At 58.9% G+C, this 20,645-nt stretch carries 11 protein-coding genes and 2 pseudogenes; 12 read left to right on the top strand and 1 reads right to left on the bottom strand.

Annotated elements, in window-relative coordinates; all coding sequences use genetic code 11:
- The 12 genes and pseudogenes from BGIM_RS49465 to BGIM_RS0109105 form a co-directional block, all read left to right on the top strand.
- Positions 1–934, top strand: a pseudogene (locus BGIM_RS49465) (protocadherin); the annotation flags it as partial.
- Positions 935–1,082: 148 nt separating this feature from the next.
- Positions 1,083–2,769, top strand: a pseudogene (locus BGIM_RS67025) (arylsulfatase).
- A gap of 203 nt (positions 2,770–2,972) precedes the next feature.
- A complete protein-coding gene (locus BGIM_RS0109150; protein ID WP_020469488.1) occupies positions 2,973–4,634 on the top strand; it encodes an arylsulfatase in 1,662 nt (553 codons plus the stop codon).
- 74 nt (positions 4,635–4,708) lie between these two features.
- Complete coding sequence (locus BGIM_RS0109145) at positions 4,709–7,135, top strand: arylsulfatase (RefSeq protein WP_020469487.1); 2,427 nt, start codon at positions 4,709–4,711, stop codon at positions 7,133–7,135.
- A gap of 72 nt (positions 7,136–7,207) precedes the next feature.
- Complete coding sequence (locus BGIM_RS0109140) at positions 7,208–9,607, top strand: arylsulfatase (RefSeq protein ID WP_029629876.1); 2,400 nt, start codon at positions 7,208–7,210, stop codon at positions 9,605–9,607.
- A gap of 70 nt (positions 9,608–9,677) precedes the next feature.
- Complete coding sequence (locus tag BGIM_RS0109135; RefSeq protein WP_020469485.1) at positions 9,678–11,111, top strand: DUF1254 domain-containing protein; 1,434 nt, start codon at positions 9,678–9,680, stop codon at positions 11,109–11,111.
- Positions 11,112–11,131: 20 nt separating this feature from the next.
- Positions 11,132–12,166, top strand: coding sequence for a DUF1254 domain-containing protein (locus BGIM_RS0109130; protein ID WP_029629875.1), 1,035 nt, complete (start codon positions 11,132–11,134; stop codon positions 12,164–12,166).
- Between the two features lie 30 nt (positions 12,167–12,196).
- Positions 12,197–13,678: a DUF1254 domain-containing protein gene (locus BGIM_RS0109125; RefSeq protein WP_020469483.1), complete on the top strand. Its 1,482-nt coding sequence runs from the start codon at positions 12,197–12,199 to the stop codon at positions 13,676–13,678.
- A gap of 18 nt (positions 13,679–13,696) precedes the next feature.
- Positions 13,697–15,238, top strand: coding sequence for an arylsulfatase (locus BGIM_RS0109120; RefSeq protein ID WP_020469482.1), 1,542 nt, complete (start codon positions 13,697–13,699; stop codon positions 15,236–15,238).
- Positions 15,239–15,317: 79 nt separating this feature from the next.
- The gene (locus BGIM_RS0109115) at positions 15,318–16,301 is read left to right on the top strand and encodes an HAD family hydrolase (RefSeq protein WP_020469481.1); all 984 of its coding nucleotides are present in this window, start codon (positions 15,318–15,320) and stop codon (positions 16,299–16,301) included.
- Positions 16,302–16,500: 199 nt separating this feature from the next.
- Complete coding sequence (locus BGIM_RS49455) at positions 16,501–17,901, top strand: carbohydrate porin (RefSeq protein WP_020469480.1); 1,401 nt, start codon at positions 16,501–16,503, stop codon at positions 17,899–17,901.
- Between the two features lie 321 nt (positions 17,902–18,222).
- Positions 18,223–19,203 carry a hypothetical protein gene (locus tag BGIM_RS0109105; RefSeq protein ID WP_029629873.1) on the top strand — a complete coding sequence of 327 codons (981 nt, stop codon included), beginning with the start codon at positions 18,223–18,225 and terminating at the stop codon, positions 19,201–19,203.
- A gap of 28 nt (positions 19,204–19,231) precedes the next feature.
- Here the strand turns inward: BGIM_RS0109105 and BGIM_RS0109100 are convergent, their stop codons facing one another.
- Positions 19,232–20,353 carry a formylglycine-generating enzyme family protein gene (locus BGIM_RS0109100; RefSeq protein WP_020469478.1) on the bottom strand — a complete coding sequence of 374 codons (1,122 nt, stop codon included), beginning with the start codon at positions 20,351–20,353 and terminating at the stop codon, positions 19,232–19,234.
- Between the last annotated feature and the right edge of the window lie 292 nt (positions 20,354–20,645).

Genomic DNA, 20,645 nt, shown 5'->3' with positions numbered 1-20,645 from the left:
CCCCAATGGTGGGATTGCCACTGGCGGTTCAAGGGGCGGCATCGCGGTCGGCCCCAACGGCGGCATCGCCGCCGGAGGATCGCGAGGAGGAACAATCTCGACTCCGTGGGGCACGACGACTGCCGTGGGGGGACGGGGCGGTTTCGCGGTCGGCCCCAATGGCAACTTCGCCGCCGGCGGTTCAAGGGGCGGCATTGCCGTCGGCCCCAACGGAGGTATCGCGGCCGGAGGTGTTCGCGGCGGGGTGGCCGGTCATTACACCGGCTATGTCAGCCCGGTCAACGTGCGTGCGGCGGCCGTGGGTGTCCGCGCCGGGTATTACCCCTATTTCACGCCGACATGGTATTCAGCCCATGCCGCCGCCTGGACCACCGCGCGGTGGGCGGCGGGGTACAACTTTTGGGCTCCTCCGGTTTGGGGAACGGTGGCCAGTTTCGTCGGCGTCAGCAGCCCGCCGGTGTCGTATGACTACGGCGACACGGTGGTGGTCCAGGATGATTCCGTCTATGTGAACGGCGACCAAGCCTCCACCGCCGCTGATTACTCCACCCAAGCCGCCGCTATTGCCGACACCGGCCGACAAGCCAAACCAGCCGACACGGATGAATGGCAGCCGCTCGGCGTCTTCGGAATGATTCAGGGGGACGAGAAAGTCGCCCAGCGAATCTTCCAACTGGCGGTCAACAAAGCCGGGGTGCTTCGCGGCAACTATTACGATGCGGTCGCGGACAACACTCTCCCGGTTTACGGCTCCGTTGACAAGAAATCGCAACGGGTGGCTTGGTCGATTGGCGAGAAAAAGGACATCACCTTCGAAGCGGGATTGGAAAACCTCACCAAAAACGAAACCACTGTGTTCGTTCATTATGGTAAAGATCGATCCGATCAAATGATTCTTGTCCGATTGGAAGACCCCGCGACGAAGAAAGACTAAGCCAGCCGATCTTTTGCCATTCGGTCAACAGGAAATCACGTCCCAAGGAAGGGCCGAGCGCGGAGGCGGTCTGTCTCCGTGTTCGACAAAGCCGGTTCTCGGCTGTCATGCGTGTCCTTTGTGTTCCCATATCCAAGGAGATGATTCCATGCCCACTCGAAAGATGCTGCCGGCATTTTTGCTGGCGGCAGGCGCGCTCTCCGGCTGGCTCGCCGGGAGTGGACGGATTGAATCCGCCCTGTCCGCCAAAGGCGGTCCCGAGAAAATCGAACCGGCGCCAACGACGCCCGTTCAACTTGTTCAGGCCGAGAAGAAAGAACCGGCCCCGACCACCGGCAAAAGCGGTAAAAAGCCGAACGTTCTGGTGATCTTTGGCGACGACATCGGCATCCCGCAGATTAGCGCTTACACCCAAGGGTTGATGGGTTATCGCACGCCGAACATCGACCGGATCGCCAAGGAAGGGATGCTCTTCACCGATTCCTACGGGCAACAAAGTTGCACCGCCGGCCGGGCGTCTTTCATCCTTGGCCAAGAGCCGTTCCGCACCGGCCTGCTGACCATCGGCATGCCCGGAGACCCGCACGGTATTCAAGATTGGATGCCGACCATCGCGGACGTGATGAAGACTCAAGGCTACGCCACCGGCCAGTTCGGCAAAAACCACTTGGGCGACCAGGACAAGCACCTGCCGACCGCCCACGGTTTCGACGAGTTCTTCGGCAATCTCTATCACCTCAATGCCGAGGAAGAACCCGAAGGCTACTTCTACCCGAAAGATCCGGAATTCAAGAAGAAGTTCGGCCCCCGCGGCGTCATCAAGTCGTCTGCCGACGGCAAGATCACGGACACCGGCCCGTTGAATGTCAAACGGATGCCGACGGCAGACGAGGAATTTCTCGCCGCAGCGAAGGACTTTATTGACCGCCAGCACAAGGCGGACAAGCCGTTCTTCGTTTGGTTCAACTCCACCCGAATGCACATTTTCCACCCACCTCAAAAAAGAATCGCTTGGAAAGACGGGCAAAGGCATCCACGCGGACGGCATGGTCGAACACGACGGCCACGTCGGCGAATTGCTCAAGCAACTGGATGACCTCAAGATTGCCGACGACACCATCGTGGTCTACACGACCGACAACGGCGCGGAAATCGCCTTGTGGCCAGACGGGGCGATGACGATGTTCCGGGGCGAAAAGGGCACGACGTGGGAGGGTGGATTCCGCATTCCGATGATGGTGCGCTGGCCGGGCGTGGTGAAGCCGGGCACGGTGTCCAACGAAATCATCTCCCTGATCGACTGGTTCCCGACGCTGGCCGCCGCCGCCGGCGCGCCGGATATCAAGGCCAAGATGGCGGCGGGAACAGAAGCCAACGGCAAAAAATTCAAAGTCCATCTCGACGGTTACGACTTCGGCCCATATTTCCGGGGCGAAACCAAGACCGGCCCCCGCGATTCGATCAATTATTTTGACCAAGGCGGCAATCTCAATGCCGTGCGCTGGAACGATTGGAAGCTGAGCTTCGCCACGACCAAAGGCAACATCGCCACCGGCACCCGTGAAGTATCCGCATGGGCACTCATCGCCAATCTCCGCATGGACCCCTATGAACGCGGATTGGAGGAGGGGGGCGGGGCCGTCCAGTTCCTCGCGCAAAACATGTGGCTGCTTGTGCCCATTCAAGGCAAAATCAAGGAATTCTTCTCGGACTTCGACAAATTCCCGTATCAGACGGGCAGTTCGCTCAACGCCAGCGGCATTGGCTACGGAATGTTGCGTCAGCAAGATGCGATAAAGCGTTTGAAAGAATTGGAAGGTTTGAAGCCTCGCTGAACTGAAGGTGAAGAAGGTCGGCCGAACATCAGTTACGGCCGTTTCCGCGGCAACCTAACCGCCGTCCCTCTCCAAAAGGAGACGACGGTTAGGTTGTGCGTTTCGATTGTTCCGCATTCCCATCATCTGTCCAACAGTCATCAACGCTACGGGGAACGCTTTCCATCCAACCTGATGACATTGGTGAAAAGGAGTCGAAAACCATGCCCACTCGAAAGCTGTTGCCGGCATTGTTGTTGGCGGCAGGCGCCCTCTCCGGCTGGCTTGCCGGGAGCGGACGGATTGAAGCCGTCCTGTCCGCCAAAGGCGGCCCTGAGAAAACCGAACCGGCGCCAACATCGCCCGTTCAACTCGTTCAGGCTGAGAAGAAAGAGGCCCCCGCGTCAACCGGAAGCGGCAAAAGGCCGAACATCCTCGTCATCTTCGGCGATGACATCGGACAGTCCAATGTGAGTGCCTACAGTCGCGGGCTGATGGGTTTCACGACGCCGAACATTGACCGTATCGGCAATGAGGGCGGGGTGTTTGTCACCTATTACGGGCAACAATCCTGCACCGCCGGGCGGGCCGCGTTCATCCTCGGACAGTGCCCGTTCCGCACCGGCTTGACGAAAGTCGGCTTGCCAGGTGCGAACGTGGGCATCCAGAAGGAAGACCCGACGATTGCCGAATTCCTCAAACCGCTCGGGTACGCGACAGCCCAATTTGGGAAAAACCATTTGGGGGACCGTGACGAGTTCCTGCCCACCAACCACGGATTCGATGAATTCTTCGGCAACCTGTACCACCTGAATGCGGAAGAAGAACCCGAGAATGAAGATTATCCGAAAGATCCGGAATTCAAGAAAAAGTTCGGCCCTCGTGGCGTGCTCAAGTGCTCCTCTGATGGCAAGATCACCGACACCGGCCCGCTCAACAAGAAGCGGATGGAGACGGTGGACGAAGAATTCCTGGCCGCCACGAAGGACTTCATCGACCGCCAAGTGAAAGCGGACAAGCCGTTTTTCTGCTGGTACAACAGCACCCGAATGCACGTCTTCACGCATCTCAAGCCGACGTCGAAAGGCAAAACCGGGTTGGGAATCCAAGCCGACGGGATGACTGAACACGACCTCATGGTCGGCGAACTGCTCAAGCAACTGGACGACTTGAAGATTGCGGACAATACAATCGTCATTTACACATCCGACAACGGCGCAATGAAGAACCAATGGCCGGACGGCGGCGCTTCGCCCTTCCGCTCCGAGAAGGATACCGGCTGGGAAGGGGCCGTCCGCGTGCCCGCGCTCATCCGCTGGCCGGGCAAGATCAAGTCAGGCACGAATTTCACCGAACTGTTCAGCGCGGAAGACTGGCTGGTCACCCTCGTCGCCGCCGCCGGTGGTGATCCGAACCTCCGCGAGAACGCCCGCAAGGGCGTGAAGGCAGGGGACAAGACATTCAAAGTCTACCTCGACGGCTACAACCAACTCGACTACCTCACAGGCAAGAGCCCGAAGAGCGCTCGCAATGAGTACTTCTACTTCAGTGACGACGGCGACCTGCTCGCCTACCGCGACGACCGGTTCAAGTACCACTTCGAGGTGCAACTGGCGACGGGAATGTCGGTGTGGCGCATGCCCACGACAAAACTTCGCGCCCCAATCGTGATCGATTTGAAGTCCGACCCCTACGAGTATTCGTGGGACGCCTCGGCGTACTGGGAAAAGTGGTTCATCGAACGGGCCTACATGATTCTCCCGACTGTCGCGAGAGTCGGAGAGTACCTCAAGACGTACAAGGATTTTCCACCGCGTCAGCGGCCGGCCAGTTTCTCGATCGATCAGGTTATCGAAAAGCTCGGAGCGACCACACGAGGGAAGTAACGTTTGTTTGGGGCTGGCCGGGGATGCTCCCCGGCCCTCGCTCAAGTTCACTCATTTTTCCGAAAGATGGTGCCATGCGCAAACGATTGTTACTTCCCGTATCACTCGTCGCGCTTGGCGGCGTGCTCGGCTGGCTGGCCGCGTCCGGAAGGGTGAACGACATCTTCGCTCAGGAGAACAAGCCCGCAATTCAACCACCCCCCGCACCGACGCTGCCATATCCCGACCCGCCGTTCCACGGGACGATTGGCCGCACGACGGCGGACTCCAAATCGGATTTTCCCCAGCCGGTTCACGCGCCCAAAGGGGCGCCGAATGTCTTGCTCATTATGACTGATGACGTCGGGTTCGGCGCGTCGAGCACGTTCGGCGGGGCGATCCCGACACCCACGTTCGACAAGCTCGCGGCCCGCGGCCTGAAGTATAACCGCTTCCACACGACAGCACTGTGTTCACCCACTCGCGCTGCCCTGATTTCCGGGCGAAACCACCACAACTCGCACACCGGCATGATTATGGAACGCAGCTTGGGTTACCCCGGCTACGACTCGGTGATGCCGAAGAGTTGCGGCACCATCGCCGAAACGCTCAGACAAAACGGCTACAGCACCGCGTGGTTCGGCAAGAACCATAACGTGCCCGGCTGGCAGTCCAGCGCTGCCGGACCGTTCGACCTCTGGCCCACCGGCCTCGGCTTTGAGTACTTTTACGGCTTCATCGGCGGGGATGTGAACCAGTGGGACCCGACGATATTTGAGAACACTTCGCCCGTCGAACCAAAAGGGGGACTGACTGGCAAGGCGAAGGCCGACTACCACCTTGACTCGGACCTCTCGGACCACGCGATCCGCTGGATACAAGACCAGCACTCCCTTGCCCCTGACAAGCCGTTTTTCGCCTACTATGTGCCCGGAGCCACACACGCCCCCCACCACGCGCCGAAAGAGTGGATCGCCAAGTTCAAAGGGCAGTTCGATCAAGGCTGGGACAAGGTCCGCGAAGAGACGTTCTCTCGCCAGAAGAAGCTCGGGGTGGTTCCGCAAAACGCCGTGCTGACGCCCCGGCCGGACAACCTGCCTGCTTGGGATTCTCTCGACGCGAAGCACAAGGAACTCTACGCCCGGATGATGGAGGTCTACGCCGCATTCCTGGCTTTCACGGACCACAATATCGGCCGGGTGATCGACGCGGTCGAGAAGACCGGCGAACTGGACAACACGCTCATCATCTACATTCAGGGTGATAACGGCGGCAGCGCCGAAGGCACGCTTCAGGGCACGGCCAACGAATTGGCCGTCCTCGGCAACGGCGAAACCGAGACGTTCGATTTCCTGTATTCCGTCAAGGATGAACTCGGCGGGCCGTTGCATTACAACCACTTCCCGGTCCCTTGGACGTGGGCCATGAACGCCCCGATGCAATGGACCAAGCGATATGCCTCGCACTTCGGAGGCATCCGCAACGGCATGGTCATGAGTTGGCCGAAGCGGATTAAGAACGCGGGCGGGTTGCGTGACCTGTTTCACCACATCATTGATATCGCACCCACTATCTATGAGTCGGCGGGCGTGCAAGCCCCGGCTTCCATCAACGGCGTCAAACAGGCTCCGATTGACGGAACGAGCATGGCTTACACTTGGGACGACGCTAAGGCGAAGGGGCGGCGCATAACTCAGTACTTCGAGATGTTCGGCAACCGGGGCATCTATCACGACGGATGGTTCGCGGGAACCACGCCACTGTTGTTTGCCTGGGAACCCGAACCCAAGGGGCTGACGCCGTCGAGCTTCACATGGGAGCTTTACCACATCAACGAAGACTTCACCCAAGCCAAGAACCTGGCCAAAGAGAAGCCCGAGAAACTGAAGGAACTGGAAGAACTCTGGTGGGCGGAGGCAGGCCGCAACAACGTCCTGCCGATGAACTTCAGCCCGCAGGCCACGGTGGCAGCCATCTTCGAGCGGCCAAGCCTCACCCGTGGCCGGAAGCAATTCGAGTATCATCAGGGCACGGTCCGCATCCCGGAAGGGACTGCCCCGGCACTCAAGAACACGTCGTTTGCCATCACCGCTCACATCGACGTGCCGACGACAGGGGTGGAGGGCGTGATTGTCACCCAAGGCGGCCGATTCGCCGGCTGGGGCTTGGCCGTTCTCGACGGCAAACCGATTTGGGCCTACAAGCGCACCCAGCAGAAAAAAGACGGCATCCGAATCACCGGGCCGGACAAACTGACACCCGGCAAACACACAATCACACTAGACTTCGCTTATGCGGGCAAGGCGAAAGAAGTTGGCAAGGGTGGTAACTACGTCCTTGCCGTGGACGGCAAGAAGGTCGCCGAGGGCGCCATTGAGGCGACGACGCCATTCTTGTACTCGATCGATGAGACGCTGGACGTGGGCGAAGACCGCGGCACGCCAATTATGGAAGACTACGCCGACCGCATGCCCTTCCGATTCAACGGCAAGATTGACAAAGTCACGATTGAGTTGAAGTAACCGACTTTTAACGAGGCGAGGCAGTTCTCGCCTCCATGCTTTCTTTCTCCGCACTCCAAATGGATTGACACCATGCGTTCACGAATGCTTCTCCCGGCCGCGCTCATCGTGGTCGGCTCTGTCCTCGGCTGGCTGGTCGCACCCGGTCAATTCGCTGAAATGGCCGGGCAACAACCCGCAAAAGAGCCGCCGCCGCCCGGCACTCCAAGTGTGCTGCCGAGACCGGACTTCCGGTTCCCAGGCACGGTGGGCCGGACGTATCTGGACTCGGACAAGGCGCAGTTTCCGCAACCGGTTCAACCGCCGAAGGGGGCGCCGAACATTGTGCTGATCCTGCTGGATGACGCAGGCTTCGGCCAGTTCAGCACGTTCGGCGGCGGGATTCCGTCCCCGACAATGGATAAACTTGCGGCCGAGGGGCTTCGCTATAACCGCTTTCACACGACCGCCCTGTGCAGTCCGACGCGGGCTGCCCTCATTACCGGCCGCAACCATCACTCCGCAGCTTTCGCTGTCATTGCGGAAACGGCCACCGGCTACGACGGGTACACCAGCGTGCTTCCGCGAAACTGCGGAACGGTCGGCGAAGTGTTGCGGCAAAACGGCTACATGACCGCGTGGATCGGCAAGAACCACAACACCCCGGCGTGGGAAACGAGCGCCGCCGGGCCGTTCGACCGCTGGGCGAACGGGCTGGGGTTTGACTACTTCTATGGCTTCAACGCTGGGGACATGAACCACTGGAACCCGGTCCTGTATGAGAACCGCAATCTTGTTCCTGCCTCGGCTGATCCGAACTATCACTTGACACCGGATCTGGCAGACAAGGCGATTGCGTGGACGCAAAAGGTCAAAAGCATTTCTCCGGACAAGCCATTCTTTCTGTACGTCGCCCCCGGAGCGACCCATTCCCCGCACCACGCCCCGAAGGAGTGGATTGAGAAATTCAAAGGCAAGTTCGACATGGGTTGGGACAAATACCGCGAAGAGACGATTGAACGGCAAAAGAAGCTCGGCGTGGTCCCCGCCGATGCCAAACTGACAACCCGTTCCGCCGGATTGCCCGCGTGGGACACGCTCAACGCGGACCAGAAGAAACTTTACGCCCGCATGATGGAAGTCTTCGCCGCTTACGGTGCTCATTGTGATTACGAGATGGGCCGGATTGTGGAAGCGGTGAAGCAGATGCCGGGGGCGGAGAACACGATGTTCATCTACATCGCCGGAGACAACGGCTCCAGCGCGGAAGGGGGCATTGAAGGTTCGATCAACGAGAATCTGTTTTTCAACGGTTTCCCGGAAAAGTGGCAGGACAATTTGAAATCGATTGATGACTTGGGCGGTCCCAAGCACTTCAACCATTTCCCGTCCGCGTGGGCACACGCAATGGACACCCCGTTTCAATGGACCAAGCAGGTGGCCAGCCACTTCGGCGGGATGCGCAATCCGATGATCGTCTCCTGGCCCGCCCGCATCAAGACCAAGGGAGAGGTTCGCAGCCAGTTTCATCATGTCATCGACGTGGTTCCCACGCTTTACGAAGTATGCGGCATCACCCCGCCGACCGACCTGAACGGCGTAAAACAGAAGCCCATCGAGGGAACCAGTTTCGCCTACACGTTCGACGAGGCGAAAGCCAAGGACCGCCGAACCACACAATACTTTGAGTTGGGTTGCAATCGCGGGCTGTACCACAACGGCTGGATGGCCTCGGCCACGTCGTTCGTCCCTTGGAACCCGACCCGCACGGGCTTCGACATCGACAAGCAGAAATGGGAGCTTTACCACATTGACGAGGACTTCACCCAAGCCAACGATCTTGCCGCAAAACACCCGGAGAAACTCCGGGAACTTCAGGATCAATGGTGGGTGGAGGCGGCCAAATACAACGTGCTGCCGCTGGACTGGCGGGCAACGGAGCGCCTGAACGCGGAATTGATGGGCCGGCCCAGCCTCGCCGGGGACCGCAAGACATTCACGTATTACCCTGGCCAGATCGGTCTGGCCAACGAGGCGGCGCCACGCATCCTCAACAAATCTTGGACGGTGACGGCCGATTTGAATCTCCCCGACGGGGCAACCGAGGGAATGATCGTCACGCACGGCGGCCTGGTCGGCGGTTATGGGCTGTATGTGAAGGATGGCAAGCCGTCGTTCGTTTACAACTTCCTCGACCTCGACCGCCCGACGATCACGGGCAAAGAATCGCTGCCCAAAGGGAAGGTGAAACTTGTCCTCGATTTCAAATACGAAGGCAAGCCCGAGGAACGCGGCAAGTCTGCCACCGTTACCATGTCCGTCAACGGGGCCAAGGTCGCCGAGGGAAAACTGGCCCGCACAATCCCGCTGCAAATCTCCCTCGGCGAAGGGCTGGACATCGGCATGGATGTCGGCTCCCCGGTGGATTTCACCTATAAACTGCCGTTCAAGTTCACCGGCAAGATTGAGAAAGTGACTGTCGATTTGAAGTGACGCCGGCGTTTGTGTCGGGCCGGGGTGGTCCCGGCCCGTCTTTTTTGGACCGCACCATTGAAGAGACAACATGATGCGATTTCTGTTTGTTGTATCCGTTATGCTGTTGGCGTCGGCGTTCGCCCTCGCCCAAGATTCCTCGTTCAAGGGAGGATTCCCCTCGCCCGAAGCCGCTCAAAAGGCCCGCGATGCCGCCGATTATGAGCGGGCGGTCACTGCTTATCGGTTTTGGTATCCGACCGTGTCCTTGGAGGGCATCTTTAACGGCAACCGGGAACAGGGGATCAACGACAACGAGGCGATGCCGATTCTGTTGGCCGGGCCGAGGCATGTCGGCTTCACGCTCAACTCGGACACTCCTTACGCCGGCGGCGTGATCGACCTGTCTTACGGCGCCTATGTGGTTGAGGTGCCCCCTGGTCCGTTCATCGGGTTGGCGAACGATCACCACCAAGGATGGATTCTGGACATCGGCCTGCCCGGCCCGGACAAGGGAAAAGGGGGAAAGCATCTCATCATGCCGCCGGGGTATGTCGGCAAGGTGCCGGAAGGATATTACGTCGGTGCGTCGTCGTCGAACAAGGTTCTGATCGCCCTACGGTCCCTGCCCATCAAAGGAGACGCAAAGGGAGCGGCTGACGCCCTGAAAAGCGTGAAGATCTATCCCCTGTCCACGGCCGACGATCCAAAGCTTGTGAAGATGATCGACATGACTGAGAAGAAGATGGACAGCACTCCGCTGCGCTGGGAAGACAACATCTTGTATTGGGAGAAGCTTCGGGCGGTGATCGACGCCGAGCCGCTTCAGGAAAAGTTTCTGCCGATGTACGGCTTGCTCTCGGCCCTCGGCATTGAAAAAGGCAAACCATTCGCCCCCGACGCCCGGATGAAAGCCATTTTGGAACGAGCCGCAAAAGCGGGACGGGATCAGATGCTCGTGTCGGCCTTCGACACCGCCCGGACGGACAAGCTCGCGTGGAAAGATCACAAATGGGAATGGATCGGCCTTGTGCCCGAGAGCGCCCAGTTCGAGACTTCAAACGGAATTGACTTGGAAGCCCGCGACCGGTGGTTTGCCCAGGCAATTGTCACCTCCCCGGCGATGTTCCGTCGCAAAGAAGGGGCCGGATCGCTCTACTGGCTGGGCCACCGGGACACTTCCGGCGCGTTCGTGGACGGCGGCAAGACCTACAAGCTGACGGTCCCCACCCCCGTCCCGGCCAATTTGTTCTGGTCGGTCACGATCTATGATGCCGCCACCCGGAGCCAGGTGCAGACAGCGCAAGACAAGGCGGCCCTGCGGTCGCTCTACGAAAAGCTGACGCCAAACGCGGACGGCACGATTGACCTGTACTTTGGCCCGAAGGCTCCGGTCGGCAAAGAGGGCCAATGGATTCAAACCACTCCCGGCCGAGGCTGGTTCTCCTACTTCCGCATTTACGGCCCCAAAGACGCGGCCTTCAACGGTTCTTGGAAGCCGGGGGATTTTGAGGAAGTGAAATGACCCTTCAAAGAAACAACATCATGACAGTTCGATTCGCCCTGTTTGCGTTCGCCCTTGTGGCCGGGGGATTTCCGCCCCCGGTGACGGCCGAAGATGCGAAGCCGGTTCGTGTAACGGTGGACAACTTCGCCCGTGCAGAGAGCGACACCTACTTTGCCCGATTCGTCAAAGAGACCGGGTTAGGCAAGTTCAATCACGAGCGGGAACTCGCGCCGATTGAGAAGCAAGCGGTGATTCGCATGAACCGCGACACCCTTTATTCTCAAGGGGTGTTTGATCTCGACGCCGGACCCGTGACGGCCACGTTTCCCGACGCAGGCAAACGGTTCATGGCCATGCAGATTATCAATGAAGATCACTACACCGTCGAAGTGCTTTACAAGCCCGGCTCCCACATGCTCTCGAAGGAGAAAACCGGCACCCGATATGTTCTCGCTCTTGTCCGGACATTCGTAAACCCGAACGACCCGGCCGATGTGAAAGCAGTCCACGAACTACAGAATGGACTCAAGGCTGAGCAAAAAGATTCCGGCAAATTCGAGACGCCGAATTGGGATCAGGCTTCTCTCAAAAAGATTCGGGACGCTTTGAACGAACTGGCGGCTGCCAATGGCGGCATTGATTCTTCGCGGATGTTCGGGCGAAAGGGCGAGGTGGACCCCGTCCAGCACCTCATCGGAACTGCCGTAGGGTGGGGCGGGAACCCACGGGCTGATGCAACCTATGCCGGGGCAAGTCCCGAATTAAACGACGGCAAAACGGTCTATCGGCTGACGGTCAAGGATGTGCCGACAGACGGGTTTTGGTCCGTGAGCGTTTACAACAAGGCTGGCTTCTTTGAAAAGAACGAGAAGAACGCCTACACGCTGAACAACGTCACCGCCAAGCCGAACGCCGACGGTTCGGTGACGATCCAGTTCGGCGGTTGCGAGGCAGACACGCCGAACTGCCTGCCGATCACACCGGGATGGAACTATTTGTTCCGAATGTACCGTCCTCGGAAGGAGATTCTGGACGGCGTTTGGAAACTCCCCGAAGCACTGCCGGTGAAATGACCCTGACCACTCAGAAAAGGAACTCAAACCATGCAAAACAAACAGGTCCTCGTTGGCGCGACGTGGTTCGTCGCCGCTTGCTTTTCTGTTTTGCCGAACACATTCGCTCAAGACAAGACGGGTATCTCCAAACCGCCGACGGGTTTTCCCGCCGCAGACGACGTGCAACGCGCCTATGACGAGGCCGACTTGAATCGTGCCGTGCAGGCGTACAAGTTTTTCTACCCGACCGTGTCCGGGGCCGCCATCGTCAAGGGGAATGAAGAAATCGGCGTCGTTCCCAACAAAGTGTTCGGCATCCTCGATTGCGCGCCGGAACAACTGGTCTTCACTGCGAACTCAGACACCCCTTATGGGCCGTTGCTGCTTGATCTTGGGGTCGGCCCGCTGGTTGTCGAGTTGCCTGCCGGGCCGCTGATTGTTTGCTCGATGGATATCAATCAACGTTGGGTTGCGGACATGGGGCTGCCCGGCCCGGACGCCGGAAAAGGGGGCAAGCATTTGCTTCTGCCTCCGGCATACAAAGGCAAACCGCCGGAGAGTGGCTACTTCGTTCACCAAGCGAGCAGCAACCGGCAGATCGTCGGCGCCCGTTCATTGCCGGTCAACGGCGATGTAAAAGTTGCCAAGGAGCGACTGACCACGATCAAAGTCTATCCGCTCGACTCGGCGACCAAGTGGGAGGAACCGAAGTGGCTGGACGTGACCGGGAAGACACAGGACACCACTCCGCGTCAGTGGGAGGACAACTTCAAGTTCTGGGAAGTGCTCCATCAGACCGTGGACGCGGAACCAACCTACAAGGGCTATCACAACTATTATGGCGAACTGGCCGCCTTGGGGATCGAGAAAGGAAAGCCGTTTCAACCCGACGCTCGTCTCAAAGCCATTCTGGAAAAAGCATCCAAACTCGGCATCGCCCAAATGCGGGCGCAATCCTTCGGTGACCGTCGGCCGGAACGAATCGTCTGGCGGGACCGCATGTGGGAATGGGCAAGCCTGCGGTTCGAGGATGGGGATTTTAACACCGCCGGCCGTCTTGACACGACGGCGAGAGAAAAATGGTTCTATCAGGCAATCGGCGCATCACCCGCCATGTTCCGGCGGGACACCAATGCCGGATCGCTTTACTGGCTTGGCCTTCGTGACGGCGGCGGCACTTATCTTGACGGTGGAAAGACCTACAAGTTGACCGTGCCCCAACCCGTGCCAGGCAAGTTGTTCTGGTCCGTCACCGTGTACGACAGCGATTCTCGAAGCCAGATCCAAACCGATCAAAAGAAAGCAGCTCTGCGCTCGTTGTTTGAGTTAAAAGACATGGCCGGAGAAAAATCGATCGATTTGTATTTTGGTCCGAAGGCGCCAACCGGCCATGAGGGGCGTTGGATCAAAACGATTCCCGGCAAAGGTTGGTTCACCTATTTTCGCATCTACGGCCCGGAAAAACCAGCGTTTGACGGTTCCTGGCGACCCGGTGATTTCGAGGAAGTGAAGTCAGTCGAAAAACCATGACCTTTCAGAGCCAGAATCATGAGATCACGACTCGTCTTGCCCGCCGTGGCATTGTTCGTCGCCGGTGCGTTCTTCGGGTGGCTGGTCGGCGGCAATCGGCCGGACGCTTTGCTCCGGGCAGAACTGGATGCACCCGTCAAGTCCGTCTCCCGACAGGTTCAAACCGCCCAGCACGGTGACAAGGAGCCGACACGGGTTGCGAAGAGCGGCAAGAAACCCAACGTCGTTTACTTTCTGGTTGACAATCTCGGGTACGGAGAACTCGGTTGCTACGGCGGCGGGCTGTTGCGCGGCGCCGACACTCGCCGGATTGATCGGTTCGCGGCCCAAGGGTTGAAACTGCTCAACTTCGCCCCGGAGGCTCAATGCACCCCCTCGCGGTCCGCGCTCATGACGGGCCGCTACGCCATCCGCTCGGGAAACCACACGGTCGCACTCGCCGGATCCGAGGGAGGACTGGTCGCCTGGGAACAGACGATGGGTGACATCTTCTCCAAGAACGGCTACGCCACCGCTTGCCTCGGGAAGTGGCATATTGGCGCATCAAACGGCCGCTGGCCGACCGATCACGGATTCGACGAGTGGCATGGCATCCCGCACAGCTACGACGAATGCCTCTGGCCGGACGACCCGTGGTATGACGCGAAACGAGACCCGGTCGCCAATGTGCTGGAAGGAGCCAAGGGAGGCAAAGTGCGTCCGGTCAAGACGCTGAACCTGGAGGCCCGCCGCGACATTGACGCGGAATACCTGACGCGGGCGAAAGCGTTTATGAAACGAAGCACGGACGCCGAGCAACCGTTCTTCTTGTACTTCAACCATTCCCTGATGCACATGCCCACTGTTCCGCGAAAGGAGTTCAAGGGCAAGTCCGGCAATGGCGACTGGGCCGACTGCCTGTTGCAACTGGACGCCGACTTCGGCTTTCTGCTCGACACTCTCAAGGAATTGGGTGTCGAGGACAACACCGTCGTCGTGTTCAGCGGGGACAACGGCCCGGAGGAAGTCGAGGCTTGGCGGGGCCACGCGGGGTTCTTCGACGGTTCGTATTTCACCGGAATGGAAGGTTCGCTGCGCACCCCGTGCCTCATCCGCTATCCCGGCAAGGTTCCAGAGGGCAGGCAGAGCAACGAAATCGTTCACATTACCGACATGTTCACCACGCTCGTCCGTTGGAGCGGTGGCGAAATCCCCAACGACCGGGTCATCGACGGACTGGACCAGCGGGCGTTCTTCGAGGGAAAACAGGAAATTTCAGCCCGCGAGGGATTCCCATATTGGATGGGGGACACACTCTACGGTGTGAAGTGGCGGAACTTCAAACTCGTGATGTACCTCCAGAAGACGCTGACCGAACCGGCGTTGAAACTGGCCACCCCGCACCTCGTCAATCTGATCGTCGATCCCAAAGAGCGAAAGCCGGTCGATCTGCCGTATCTGCACACTTGGACGGCGGCGCACCACGGCAAGATCCTGAAGGACTTTGCGGACAGCGTGAAACGGGAATCGTTGATCCCGGCGGGGGCGCCTCTCGGCCACATTCCGGGAAAGTCGAAATGATCGGTCATTGAAAATCGTTTTGATCGCCGTTTGTTCAAAGCCAAACTGAAATATCTGCCATTTGACGAAGGGTTCACCCATGCCTGTTCGCATCACGATTGTCTGCTGGGCGCTTGTGGCCGCCTCGGTGTTTGCCCAATCTCCGGACCCGCTGGCGTCTTGGAACGAGGGACCGCGCAAAAAGGCAGTTCTTGATTTTGTGGCCAAAGTCACCAAGGAAGTTTCACCGGATTTCGTGCCGGTGGCGGAGCGGATCGCAGTGTTTGACAACGACGGCACGCTTTGGTGTGAACAGCCGATGTATGTTCAACTCGCTTTCGCCTTGGATCGCGTCAAGGCGATGGCGGACAAACACCCGGAGTGGAAGGACAAGCAACCGTTCAAGGCGGTGATCGAGGGTGATCTGAAGACGCTCGCGGAAGCCGGGGAAAAAAGCATCGTCGAGATTGTGCTGGCCACGCACACCGGCATGACAACCGACGAGTTTGCCGCCACCGTGAAGAACTGGCTGGTGACGGCAAAACATCCGAAATTTCAGCGACCATACACCGAATGTGTTTATCAGCCGATGCTCGAAGTCCTGGCGTTTTTGCGAGCGAACGGCTTCAAGACTTTTATTGTTTCCGGCGGGACCGTGGACTTGATGCGCCCGTTCGCGGAAAAGGTGTACGGCATCCCGCCGGAACAAGTCGTCGGGACCACTTTCAAGACGAAGTATGAACTCCGCGACGGCAAACCGGCGATTGTCATCCAGCCGCAACTTGATTTTCTGGATGACAAAGCCGGAAAGCCCGTCGCCATCAACAAGTTCATCGGTCGCCGACCCGTCATGGCCTTCGGCAACTCGGACGGCGACTTTGAAATGCTCGAATGGACCGCTGCCGGAAGCGGACCTCGTTTCGGGATGATTGTTCATCACACGGACGCAGAACGCGAGTATGCGTATGACCGCAAATCCCATTTTGGCAGACTCGAACGCGGCTTGGATGAAGCCGCCAAGCGAGGCTGGCTGCTCGCGGATATGAAGAACGATTGGAAAGTCGTTTTCCCGCCGACAAAGTAAACATTTTCCAAGTTTGGTTTTGCGTCGGACAACCGGCATGATCGGTTTGACCATGCCGAAAAATTCATTTTCACCAACCGGTTGCGCCGTTTGTCATGGGCGTGGCCGGTTGTCTCGTCCGATTCAAACATTCAAGTTGTATTGCGTGAATGGCCCCCTCTCCCACCCTCAATTGATTGCAAGGCATGGAGGCTTTGCCATGACCATCCAAAATCTGACCGCGCTGGCCCGGCGTCGAGCCTTGGCCGCCTTGTTCGCCCTCGCCACGGGAGGAGCCTCCGGAGTTGTGGCCCAGCAACCGGCGCCAGCGACGCCTCCGGTGGTCATCGAAATCGCCACGGAGCAGCCGACCGCGCCAGTGACGGAAGCCCCGTGTGGCGATCCGATGTCTTCCCCGTTTGCCGGGGCGTTCTTGGAACGCTCCAAGCTCACAGGCAATTGGTTTGGCCTGCGCGACACGCTGGCCGATCATGGCATCACTTGGAACATCAGTTCGACCAACTTCTACCAAGGCGTCGCTTCGGGAGGCGCGGACACAGGCTTCCGCTACGGCGGCCGGGCTGATTATCTGTTAAACGTGGATGGCGAAAAAGCCGGTTTATGGAAAGGGTTGTTCGTCACTCTGCACGGCGAGACGCTGTTCGGCCAGTCGGCCAATTCACTGACCGGAGCCTTGCTGCCGACCAGCCTGGCCCAGACATTGCCGGTGACCGATCCCAACGGGGGGATCACCGTTCTTTCCGGCGTGAAAGTCACGCAGGCTCTCTCGGAAAATTTCATCACCTATTTCGGCAAACTGAACACGGCCGACGATTTCAACCAGCCATTCACGGGCGGCGCTCGTGGGGTCAACGGGTTCATGAACGCCGGGATGGTGTTGCCGCCGGTGCTGGCGCGAACCATTCCCTATTCGACATTCGGCGGCGGATTTGCCGTGTTGAAAGACAAGCAACCCATCTTCACCTTGGGGGTGTTTGACACGAACAATACTCCGACTGTCAGTGGGTTTGACACCTTCTTCAACAACGGTGCCAGCGTCAATGCTCAGGTGAACATCCCGACCAATTTCCTTGGAATGCCGGGACATCAGTCGGTCGGGGGTGTTTACAGCAGCGCCCAATACACATCGTTGAACGGTCTGCCGTATTTCGTCCTCCAGCGTCTGCGGGGCGAGGTGGTCGGGAAGCCGAAGGTGAGCGGTTCGTGGGCAACGTATTACCTGTTCGACCAGACGCTTTGGGCGGACGACGAAAATCCCAAGCGAAGCTGGGGGATGTTCGGCAGCGCCGGGATCAGCGACGGGGACGCCAACCCGATCAAGTGGTCAGGCTCCATCGGCTTGGGCGGCGCCAGTCCTTTTTGCAACCGGCCGTTGGATAGTTTCGGAGTGGGCTATTTTTACATCGGCATGAGCAACAGCCTTACCAGCCTTGCCCCCCGTTTGCTTCGGCTGGGAGACGAGCAAGGGGTGGAACTCTTTTACAACATCGGCGTGACGCCGTGGTGTCACATCACTCCCGACCTTCAGATCATCAATCCGATTCGGGAACGTGTTGACACCTCCGTCAATTTCGGCATTCGGGCGAAGATTGACTTCTGAGTCGGCCGGGCCAAACCGATGGCCGATGGTGTTTCACATTTCTCCATCTCAAGTTCCCGCCCGTCGGGTGTAATCAGAGACGGCTTCCCGCCGTCTCTTTGCCATTTTCCGCAGTCGGCGTCTGCTTGCCTGTTTTAAACCTGCCGTGTGAGGCGGGCTGCCAAATCAACCCTTTAAATTCATCACAATCAGGACAATCGTTATGATCGCTCCCGGATGCGGTCGATAACCGACATTATTGTTGAAATTTCTCATGCGGTGTCAGACACGCTTCCCGCTGAAACCACCGTGGCATTATCCTCACGCCATAAGGATCATGGAATGAACAGCCGTTGCCTCCAGGCGTGTCTTGTGCTGATGTGGGGTTGGGCGTCGCTCGCCTCCGCGCAGACGCCATTGATCGACCTGCCAGAATCGGAAAAAACCATGGCCGGCCCGTTTGTTGATACTCCCACTCCGGCCGAAACGCTGGCGGTGCAGGCCACCCGCCCGGCAGAGGAGGAAGGCGCTGCAAAGTCCGGCGGGGCGGCCCCCGGCGCCGAACAAGGCCAAGGTGGACCGGACGCTGGGACAGACCCCTCCAAGTTGAAACGGCGTTTCACTTTTTACCACGAATATTATCGCATCCAAAACGGGCTGTCCTTCAACACAACGACTTTGTCCGCGACGCTGCCGATCCTCGGCGGCGGCGGCAGCGTCGGGATCAATGTTCCGTTCACCTATGCGGATTTGCCCAAGGCCAAGCCGTTCGGCTTGGGCGATGTGTACACGCGGTTTATCTTCCTGCCCACGAAATGGGAGGATGTCCGCGAAGTTTTTGAATGGCCGTTCAAGACCGTGCTGCCGATCATTGGAACCGACGTGTATCTGCCGACGGCCGACAGTCAATTGGTGCTGAATCCGTTTGCCGCCCGGCTGACGACCGTGAGCTTGGGAACCGGAAAATATCGGCTGGCCCCGTTGGTCGGTTTTGTGTGGCAGGCGGCCGAACGATGGACGGTGATCCCGATTTATTTCCAAGACATGTCCGTGGCCGGAGACCCGGCGTTTCAATCGGTCAATCAGGGAAAACTGCGTCTGTTCGTGCAATACCAAGACCCGTCGGGCTACTATTTCAAACCGGAATTTCAGTTGGTGGTTGACTACAACGACCACAACCGCGTCGACTTCTACGTGGCCCCGGAAGTCGGCAAGGTGTTCAAGGGGGGAACGGTGTTCTACATCAAACCCGGCGTGGGATTGTTGAAAGACAACGTCAACCGGGATTGGGGATTTGAAATGGGAATGCGGAGCGTGTTTTAACGAGGCTGGGCTGTCAGCCCCGGAAGGACTATTTCCCGCCCGGTTCGGGATTCACTGAGATCACACAGCGGAAACCCAGATGGGACATGCCGGTGTCTGGTTCGGTCCCCCGGCGGGCGGCGGTGCGGTAGCTTTCGCAATAGGAGACATGGCAAAGAAACGAACCGCCGCGGGTGACACGTCCGGGACTCAGCGGGTGGCTGGGGTCCCAAGCCTCGGCGGGGCCGGCCGGGTTGACAACCAATCCAGCGCCGGCCCGGCGGGCGTAGGCGTCGGCCCGATACCAATCGGAACACCATTCCCAAACATTGCCCGCCATGTCATACAACCCATACTCATTCGGCGGGTAGCTTTTCACCGGGGCGGTGCGTTCAAAGCCATCCTGTTTGGTGTTCGCGACCGGGAATTCACCCTGCCAGATGTTGGCCAGTTTGCTTTCCTCCGTTGGCGCGGTGTCGCCCCACGAATATCTTTTGCCGCCAAGGCCGCCTCTCGCGGCAAATTCCCATTCGGCTTCCGTCGGCAGGCGCTTGCCCGCCCACTTCGCATAAGCGACGGCGTCATCCCATGAAACTTGAATGACCGGGTGATTGTCTCGCCCGTCGAGATTGCTTCCCGGTCCTTCGGGGTGTTTCCAAGAGGCACCGGGAACCCAACGCCACCAAGCGGCCGCATTGCCCAGCGGCACGCTCTTCGCGGGGGGAGTGAAAACCATCGACCCCGGTTGCAATGTCTCCGGGGCCGGCTTGGGTGTGTTGGGGGGAAGCGTTTTCTTCATCTCCTCCCAATCCGGCGCTTTCTCGGCCGTCGTCACGTATCCAGTGGCTGCGACAAATTTCCGGAATTGGGCGTTGGTCACCTCGTGTTCGTCCATCCAGAATGCATCCACCCGAACCATGTGGGCGGGTTGTTCATTTTTGAGGGCCTGATCGCCGGCCGTCCCCATTTGAAACTCGCCGCCGGGAATCAGAACCATCCCCGGTGAAGGCGAGGGCGATGCTTTTCCAGTCAAGCGGGTGATCCCATACGAAACACCAAAAGCCACCACGGCCAGGGCCGCGAGTTTGAGAAATCCCGCCCGCCGACGCGAATTTTTTTCCGGAGACGCCGGAATGATCGCCGGTTGTGATGTTTGTTTTTTGGAGGGCATTGGGGAAAACTCGAAGAAGATTGTCGGGTGGCTGGAAAGGTGTCGTCCATGCCTGTCACCCGTTATGTCAGATTATGGAACAGATGGTGGTTTTTGGCTTGATCCTCTGATTAACAGGGCTACTCAGAGGTTGATCTTGGGTCAGTGAGGAAGTCCAGTGCACGTCTCGGGTCGGCGGCGAACTCGCGGGTGGCGGCGGCCATGCTCGGCGTGTCCATCCCGCGCAGCACATGAACGGCCACGTTTCGCAGCGAGGCCAGCACCCGCGGGGCAGCTCCGCGCCGCACGCGAC

It is taken from the genome of Zavarzinella formosa DSM 19928 (assembly GCF_000255705.1).
GTDB classification, from domain to species: domain Bacteria; phylum Planctomycetota; class Planctomycetia; order Gemmatales; family Gemmataceae; genus Zavarzinella; species Zavarzinella formosa.
This window is presented reverse-complemented; position numbering and strand designations above follow the sequence as displayed.

Coding starts and splice junctions, on each gene's coding strand:
- BGIM_RS0109150 (WP_020469488.1), top strand. CDS start 2,973: ATGCCCACTCGAAAGCTGTTGCCGGCATTGTTGTTGGCGGCAGGCGCC.
- BGIM_RS0109145 (WP_020469487.1), top strand. CDS start 4,709: ATGCGCAAACGATTGTTACTTCCCGTATCACTCGTCGCGCTTGGCGGC.
- BGIM_RS0109140 (WP_029629876.1), top strand. CDS start 7,208: ATGCGTTCACGAATGCTTCTCCCGGCCGCGCTCATCGTGGTCGGCTCT.
- BGIM_RS0109135 (WP_020469485.1), top strand. CDS start 9,678: ATGATGCGATTTCTGTTTGTTGTATCCGTTATGCTGTTGGCGTCGGCG.
- BGIM_RS0109130 (WP_029629875.1), top strand. CDS start 11,132: ATGACAGTTCGATTCGCCCTGTTTGCGTTCGCCCTTGTGGCCGGGGGA.
- BGIM_RS0109125 (WP_020469483.1), top strand. CDS start 12,197: ATGCAAAACAAACAGGTCCTCGTTGGCGCGACGTGGTTCGTCGCCGCT.
- BGIM_RS0109120 (WP_020469482.1), top strand. CDS start 13,697: ATGAGATCACGACTCGTCTTGCCCGCCGTGGCATTGTTCGTCGCCGGT.
- BGIM_RS0109115 (WP_020469481.1), top strand. CDS start 15,318: ATGCCTGTTCGCATCACGATTGTCTGCTGGGCGCTTGTGGCCGCCTCG.
- BGIM_RS49455 (WP_020469480.1), top strand. CDS start 16,501: ATGACCATCCAAAATCTGACCGCGCTGGCCCGGCGTCGAGCCTTGGCC.
- BGIM_RS0109105 (WP_029629873.1), top strand. CDS start 18,223: ATGAACAGCCGTTGCCTCCAGGCGTGTCTTGTGCTGATGTGGGGTTGG.
- BGIM_RS0109100 (WP_020469478.1), bottom strand. CDS start 20,353: ATGCCCTCCAAAAAACAAACATCACAACCGGCGATCATTCCGGCGTCT.